7 protein-coding genes and 1 rRNA gene are annotated in these 6,566 nt (G+C 70.4%); 7 read left to right on the top strand and 1 reads right to left on the bottom strand.

Annotation, left to right across the window (positions count from 1 at the left end; all coding sequences use genetic code 11):
- Positions 1 to 17 precede the first annotated feature (17 nt).
- Positions 18 to 134: ribosomal RNA gene (gene rrf, locus VNJ48_RS04615) — 5S ribosomal RNA — on the top strand.
- A gap of 173 nt (positions 135 to 307) precedes the next feature.
- Positions 308 to 652, top strand: a complete 345-nt coding sequence (locus VNJ48_RS04610) for a single-stranded DNA-binding protein (RefSeq protein WP_325599576.1) — start codon at positions 308 to 310, stop codon at positions 650 to 652.
- Here the strand turns inward: VNJ48_RS04610 and VNJ48_RS04605 are convergent.
- Positions 612 to 1,748, bottom strand: a complete 1,137-nt coding sequence (locus VNJ48_RS04605; protein WP_325599574.1) for a DUF1015 family protein — start codon at positions 1,746 to 1,748, stop codon at positions 612 to 614. The genes VNJ48_RS04610 and VNJ48_RS04605 overlap by 41 nt on opposite strands.
- 47 nt (positions 1,749 to 1,795) lie before the next feature.
- Between VNJ48_RS04605 and VNJ48_RS04600 the strand changes: the two genes are divergently transcribed.
- From VNJ48_RS04600 to recN, 5 genes are read left to right on the top strand one after another with little or no spacing between them, the layout of a single operon-like run.
- Complete coding sequence (locus VNJ48_RS04600) at positions 1,796 to 2,812, top strand: HAD-IIA family hydrolase (RefSeq protein ID WP_325599572.1); 1,017 nt, start codon at positions 1,796 to 1,798, stop codon at positions 2,810 to 2,812.
- A gap of 10 nt (positions 2,813 to 2,822) precedes the next feature.
- Positions 2,823 to 3,005, top strand: coding sequence for a hypothetical protein (locus tag VNJ48_RS04595; RefSeq protein WP_325599570.1), 183 nt, complete (start codon positions 2,823 to 2,825; stop codon positions 3,003 to 3,005).
- A gap of 2 nt (positions 3,006 to 3,007) precedes the next feature.
- Positions 3,008 to 3,847: a TlyA family RNA methyltransferase gene (locus VNJ48_RS04590; protein ID WP_325599568.1), complete on the top strand. Its 840-nt coding sequence runs from the start codon at positions 3,008 to 3,010 to the stop codon at positions 3,845 to 3,847.
- Entirely contained in the window at positions 3,844 to 4,821 is a 978-nt protein-coding gene (locus VNJ48_RS04585; protein ID WP_325599566.1) for an NAD kinase, read from the top strand. Before VNJ48_RS04590 ends, VNJ48_RS04585 begins: the two co-directional genes overlap by 4 nt.
- Positions 4,814 to 6,565 carry a DNA repair protein RecN gene (recN, locus tag VNJ48_RS04580; protein WP_325599564.1) on the top strand — a complete coding sequence of 584 codons (1,752 nt, stop codon included), beginning with the start codon at positions 4,814 to 4,816 and terminating at the stop codon, positions 6,563 to 6,565. Before VNJ48_RS04585 ends, recN begins: the two co-directional genes overlap by 8 nt.
- Position 6,566 lies beyond the last annotated feature (1 nt).

Here is a 6,566-nt window from a genome sequence, read left to right as displayed (position 1 = left end):
GTGTGTTCCGCCAGAGTTACGGCGGCCATAGCGAAAGGGAAACACCCGGTCCCATACCGAACCCGGAAGTTAAGCCTTTCAGCGCCGATGGTACTGCAACCGAGAGGCTGTGGGAGAGTAGGACGCCGCCGGACATACATTGCGAAAGAGGGGTCACCGCGAGGTGGCCCCTCTTTTGCGTTCCCGGACGGATGGTCCGTAGGACGTCCACAGGCTGCGGTGTGCCGAGGTCATCCACAGCGTCGCCGTACGACCTCACGCCCATGTCGGAGGGAGTCGCCAACCTTGGTCTCGGAGGTGATGTGCAATGTCTGCACAGGACAGCGATGCAGTGAACACCGTTCGCCTGGTTGGCAGGGTCGGGGCCGAAGCGACCGAGACCGACCTACCCAGTGGCGACACGATTTCGAGCTTTCGGGTCATCGTGGCGCGACCGGAGAGGCACGGGTCGACCCAGCGCGTCGACACCCTGGACTGCACGGCGTGGACGTCGCGGGTCCGCAGGTCGGCCAGGACGTGGCGCAAGGACGATCTCGTGGAGATCGAGGGAGCCGTGCGCCGACGGTTCTTCGCCACGGCAACCGGACGAGCGTCCCGGGTGGACATCGAGGTCAGCGCGGCTCGGATGCTTCGTCGTGCACCGAGCGCATGAGCACTCCGAGGCTCGGTTTGGGTTGGAATGACGTGGCCTTCTCCGGGAGGAGCCCCCCGCGGTTGACCACGTCCCGCACCGCTCGGAAGTCCGGGGCCGGCAACAGGACTGCGACCGTGTCTCGTCCGGCGCGAGTGAGGGCTTCGTCCGCCGCGTGATGGAAGGCCACGACCGGCACGTGCTCGGCCAGCGCGGGGACGAGCACGGACTGGAGCCACTCGACCAGCTCGAGACCGAGGGCGCTGGGTGGCGTGATCACGGACCACTCGGCTCCGTCGGTGAGGACGAGGCTGTGAGAGGACAGCTCGGCCAGCGCGTCCTCGCGCGGCAACGCTTTCACCTGTGCCCCGGTGCCCAGTGCGGCTGCAGTGACGTCGGTCAGGGTGACGTGTCCGAGGGTGCGGTGAATGGGGCCGAGGAACAGCGGGGTGTCTGTCTGGTCCACCAACATCGCAAGTCCGCGGTCCCACGCGGTGCCCGGGTGCTCCTCCTGCAACTGCAGGTAGGCGGCGTAGCGGTGGTGTCCGTCAGCGATCAGGGCGGCACTGTTCCTCAGTGCATCGTTGATCGCGGTGATCTCCGCGTGGTCGCTGATGGCCCAGATGCGTTGCTGTCGTTCGGTGCGGTCGAGATACTCCACGTCCGGAGACCGAGCCGCAACCTTCTTGAGCAGCGCCCGGGCGTCGGTCGGGCCTTCGTGCACGAGCAGGATCGGTGCGGGATTCATCCCCATCTCGTGCATCCGGGATGCAAGCTCCCTGGCCTGTTCGGGATGGATGCCCTCATGCGGCCAAACGGCACGGTCGTCGAGCCCGGTAGCGCGTCGATCGATCGCCAGCGCGCCGACAAGGCCTCGCACGGTGAGCCCACCGGAGGTGTACTCGTGCAGGTAGAGGGCCGGCTGGTCCTCGCGGGTCAGCCGGCCGGCCGCCTCCCAGGCGCGCAGTCGCGCGCTGACGCCGCGATAGGGTCGGGCGAAGGCTCGCGCCGATGAGGGGTCGCCCACACGGGTGGACGTCAACAGCAGTGCTCGGAACGGAACGAGTCGCAAGGGCTTCGCCACATACGGAGGCGTGATCACCGGCGCGACGTCCATCGGAGCATCGTAGGGGCCAAAGAGTTACGGCCAACGGGAGGGTGAACGTGCTCAAGGCCTGTGGGGAACCACTGCTGAACAGCTACGACCTGGCGATGTTCGACCTTGACGGCGTCGTCTATGTCGGGGGCAGAGCGATCCCGGGGGTCCCGGACCGGCTCGAGCGCGTCCGCGCCTCCGGTGTACACCTTGCGTTCGTCACCAACAACGCGTCGCGAACGCCCGACCGAGTGGCCGAGAAGCTGACCACGATGGGCATCGAGGCCACCGCTGCTGACGTGGTGACCTCAGCGCAGGCCGCTGCCAGAGTCGTGAAGGAGCGGTTCGGCTCCAGTGCCTCGGTGCTGCTGCTCGGGGGCCGAGGTCTGGAGGCCGCTCTGGCAGCGGAGGGGCTGACGATCACGACCGAGCCGAGCGAGGCCGCGGCTGTCGTCAGTGGCTATGGCCCGGACGTGCTGTGGAAGGACGTCATGAGGGCTGCCACGCTGGTCCGCGGCGGACTGCCCTACGTCGCCAGCAACACCGACATGACCATCCCCACCGACTACGGCCTGGCGCCCGGGCACGGAGTGCTGGTCGGTGCGATCACCCGCTTCGCCGGGGTGGAGCCGATCGTGGCCGGCAAGCCCGCCCGGCCACTGCTGGACGAGACGATCCGTCGGGTCGGAGGCGAGCGACCGCTGATGGTCGGGGACCGGCTCGACACCGACATCGAGGGCGCCCACGCGGTCGGGGTGGACTCGCTGCTGGTCATGACCGGCGTCACCGGCCTACCCGAGCTGGTGGCCGCCCCACCGCGCCTGCGGCCCAGCTACGTCTCGCCCGATCTGGAGGGCCTCTTCCACACCCACGACGTGCCTGCACAGGCCGAGGGCCGGACGCGGCTGGGCGGCTGGGTCGCGACCGTGGAGGACGGAACGCTCCTCGTCGAGGGCGAAGGCCCGACCGCCGACTGGTGGCGGGTGGTGGCGACCTCCAGCTGGGACGCGTTCGACACGTCTGGCTCCGTGGTGGACGTGACGCAGGTGCAGCCACCGGACGGGGACGGTCGTGGTGGGCGGTAACCTCGCGTCCATGAGCGAGTTCGACGAGCACACCGGCGCCGACAGCGTCGAGTCCGACGGCGAGGTCTCCGCCGTGGCTGACGTGCTGGCCTCGATGGAGGGTCTCGAAACCCAACCTGTGGCCGACCACGCGGCCGTCTTCGAGCAGGCCCACGAGCGGCTACGCCGCGCGCTCGATCCGCGACACGGCTGAACGTGCCGCCTCGTCGCCTTCGGCTCGACGCCGAGCTCGTCCGGCGCGGACTGGCCCGATCACGCGAGCACGCCAGCGAGCTCATCGCCGACGGACGCGTCAAGGTGTCGGGCGCCGTGGCGACCAAGCCGGCCACGGCCGTGACGACCGACGTCGCCATCGTGGTCCGGCAGGATCCCGACCGAGTGGACTACGTCTCACGAGGAGGGCACAAGCTGGCGGGCGCGCTGAGCGCCTTCGCATCAGCGGGTGTCAGCATCTCGGGCAAGCGCTGCCTCGACGCGGGTGCCTCGACCGGGGGATTCACCGACGTCCTGTTGCGGGCCGGCGCTCGCGAAGTGGTGGCCGTGGACGTCGGGTACGGCCAGCTCGCGTGGTCCCTCCAGAGCGACGACCGGGTCGTGGTCCACGATCGCACCAACGTGCGCGAGCTGAGCCCGGACATCGTCGGTGAACCCGTCGACCTGGTCGTCGGAGATCTCTCCTTCATCTCCCTCGAGCTGGTCCTGGACGCACTGATCGCAGTGACGGCGTCCGATGGGGAGCTGGCGCTGATGGTCAAGCCGCAGTTCGAGGTCGGCAAGGACCGGGTCGGCAAGGGCGGGGTCGTACGAAGTCTTCACCTGCGGGCCGAGGCCGTGTCCGGGATCGCCCGCGCAGCCGCGACTCGTGGGTGGGGAGCGGTGGCGGTCACGACCAGCCCGCTGCCGGGTCCCTCCGGCAACGTGGAGTTCTTCCTGTTGTTGCGACGTGGACCGGCGGCCATCGACGACGACGACGTACGGGCCGAGGTCGAGCGCAGCGCGTCGCTGGGGGTGGCGGGTGAGAGGGTGGACCCGTGACCGACACCGCGCCCGAGCCAGACCCACAGCGCCGGGTGCTGCTCCTGGCCCACACCGGCAGGGCAGCCGCGCGCGACGTCGCCCGGGAGTGCGTTCGCGCGCTCAACAAGCACGGGATCGCCGTCCGGCTCCTGGCGCCGGAGGCTGAGGACCTCGATCTCGAGCCCACCTCCGGGACCGCGCCGGAGGGGTGGATCGAGATCGTCGACGACGAGGAGCACGCGGGCGCAGGCTGCGAGCTCGCGCTGGTCATCGGGGGTGACGGCTCGATCCTGAGAGCCGCAGAGCTGACGAGGACGAGCGGGACCCCGCTGCTGGGGGTCAACCTCGGCCACGTGGGCTTCCTGGCGGAAGCAGAGCAGGATGACGTCGCGATCACGATCGAGGCCATCGTGGAGCGGCGATACGTCACCGAGGAACGGCTGACCATCGACGTCACCGTGCACCGGGGCAAGGAGCTGATCGCCTCCACCTTTGCGCTGAACGAGGCGAGCGTGGAGAAGGCGGCACGCGAGCGGATGCTCCAGGTGGTCGTCGAGATCGATGGTCGGCCGCTGTCGCGGTGGGGATGCGACGGCGTCGTGTGCGCGACGCCCACCGGCTCGACGGCCTACAACTTCAGCGCGGGCGGGCCGATCGTGTGGCCAGGTGTGGAGGCGCTGCTGATCGTGCCCATCAGTGCGCACGCGCTCTTCGCCCGACCGATGGTGGTTGCGCCGACGAGCGTGCTGGCGATCGAGGTCCTGAGCGAGAACGAGGGCTCCGGGGTGCTGTGGTGCGACGGCCGCCGTACGGTCGACCTGCCACCCGGGGCGCGCATCGAGGTGCGTCGCGGAGAGCGGCCGGTGTGGCTGGTGCGGCTGCGCGAGGCGCCGTTCACGGACCGTCTGGTGGCCAAGTTCGACCTCCCCGTCGAGGGATGGCGCGGCGCCTCAGAACGCCGCCGCCGCGAAGAGGGCACCTCGGATGCTTGAGGAGATCCGGATCAGGTCCTTGGGCGTCATCGAGTCGTCGACCCTCGAGCTGGGCCCCGGCCTGACCGTCATCACCGGGGAGACAGGTGCCGGCAAGACCATGGTCGTCACGGCCCTGGGACTGCTGCTCGGGGGACGTGCTGACCCCGGCGCGGTTCGCACCGGCGCCGCAGGCGCCCGCGTCGAAGGCGTCATCAGTGTCTCCCGACTTCCTGAGGTGCTCGCAGCGGTCGAGGAGGCCGGAGGAGAGGCAGAGGACGGCCGGGTCGTCCTGGCACGCAACATCGCCTCGGAGGGCCGTTCCCGCGCGTGGGTCGGCGGCGCGACGGTGCCGGTCTCCGCGCTGGCCAGTGTCGCCGAGCCCTTGGTGGCGGTCCACGGGCAGTCCGACCAGCACCGTCTGCTCAAGCCAGGGGCGCAGCGTGACGCCCTCGACCGGTTCGGCGGCGCGACGCTGGCCAAGGCGGCTGCTGCCTACGGCCGTCTCTACGCACGACTCGTCGACGTCGAGCGAGAGCAGCGCTTGGTCGTCCTGAGCGCTCAGGAGCGGGCTCGCGAGGCGGACCTGCTCCGATTCGGTCTCACCGAGATCGAGGCCGTGTCGCCCGAGTCGGGTGAAGACGTGGCCCTGGCCGCCGAAGAGGGTCGTCTGGGGTTCGCGGACACCTTGCGCACGGCCGCAGAGCAGGCCCGCGAGGCGCTGAGCAGCGAAGAAGGCCGCGCCGACGCGTTGACGACCACGTCGACCGCACGGACGCTGCTCGACGGCGTGCGCGAGCACGACCCCCAGGCCGGCGAGCTGGCGGACCGGTTGTCCGAGATCACCTACCTGCTCTCCGACGCCGCCGCGGACGTGGCGTCCTACGCTGCCCGGCTCGAGACCGATCCTGCGCGGCTGGCCGCCGTCAGCGAGCGTCGCGCTGCGCTGACCTCGCTGACGCGGAAGTACGGCGACACGATCGACGACGTGCTGGCGTGGGCGGAGGCGGCGTCCTTGCGACTGCTCGACCTCGACTCGACCGACGAGAGGATCGCCGAGCTCGCGACCGAGCGCAGGCTGCTGCGCGACCAGCTCGCAGTCGCCGCTGCCAAGCTCACCGTCGCCCGGCAGCGCGCGGCCAAGCGTCTGGCCGCGGTCGTCACCACGGAGCTCGGCCTGCTCGCGATGCCGCACGCCGCCCTCACGGTCGCCGTACGCGACCAGGAGGTCGCCGAGCCTGAAGACCCGACCCCGGGGGCCTTGAAGGTCGAGGGCCGTTGGCTCCGAGCGACCCAGGCCGGTGTCGACGACGTTGAGCTCCTGCTGGCCGCCAACACGGGGGCAGACGCCCGGCCACTGCACAAGGGCGCGTCAGGCGGGGAGCTCTCCCGCGTCATGCTGGGGGTGGAGGTGGCCCTGGCCGAGACGAGCCCGGTGCCGATCTTCGTCTTCGACGAGGTCGATGCCGGCGTCGGCGGCAAGGCCGCCATCGAGGTGGGCCGTCGGCTGGCGCAGCTGGCGCGGGACGCCCAGGTGCTCGTGGTGACGCACCTGCCGCAGGTGGCGGCCTTCGCGGATCGACACGTCGTCGTGCACAAGGCAAGTGACGGCACCGTCACGACCTCGGGGCTCACGGTCCTCGACGACGCCGGGCGCGAACGCGAGCTCTCCCGCATGCTGGCGGGCCTCGAGGAGTCCGACAGCGCGCTCGCGCACGCCCGGGAGCTGTTGCACACCGCGGCGCCGGCCCGGGCGCACGGCTGAG

The organism is Nocardioides sp. (assembly GCF_035576065.1).
In the GTDB taxonomy this organism is placed as follows: domain Bacteria; phylum Actinomycetota; class Actinomycetes; order Propionibacteriales; family Nocardioidaceae; genus Nocardioides.
Note: the sequence above shows the minus strand (reverse complement) of the source record. Positions and strands in the feature narration are given on the sequence as shown.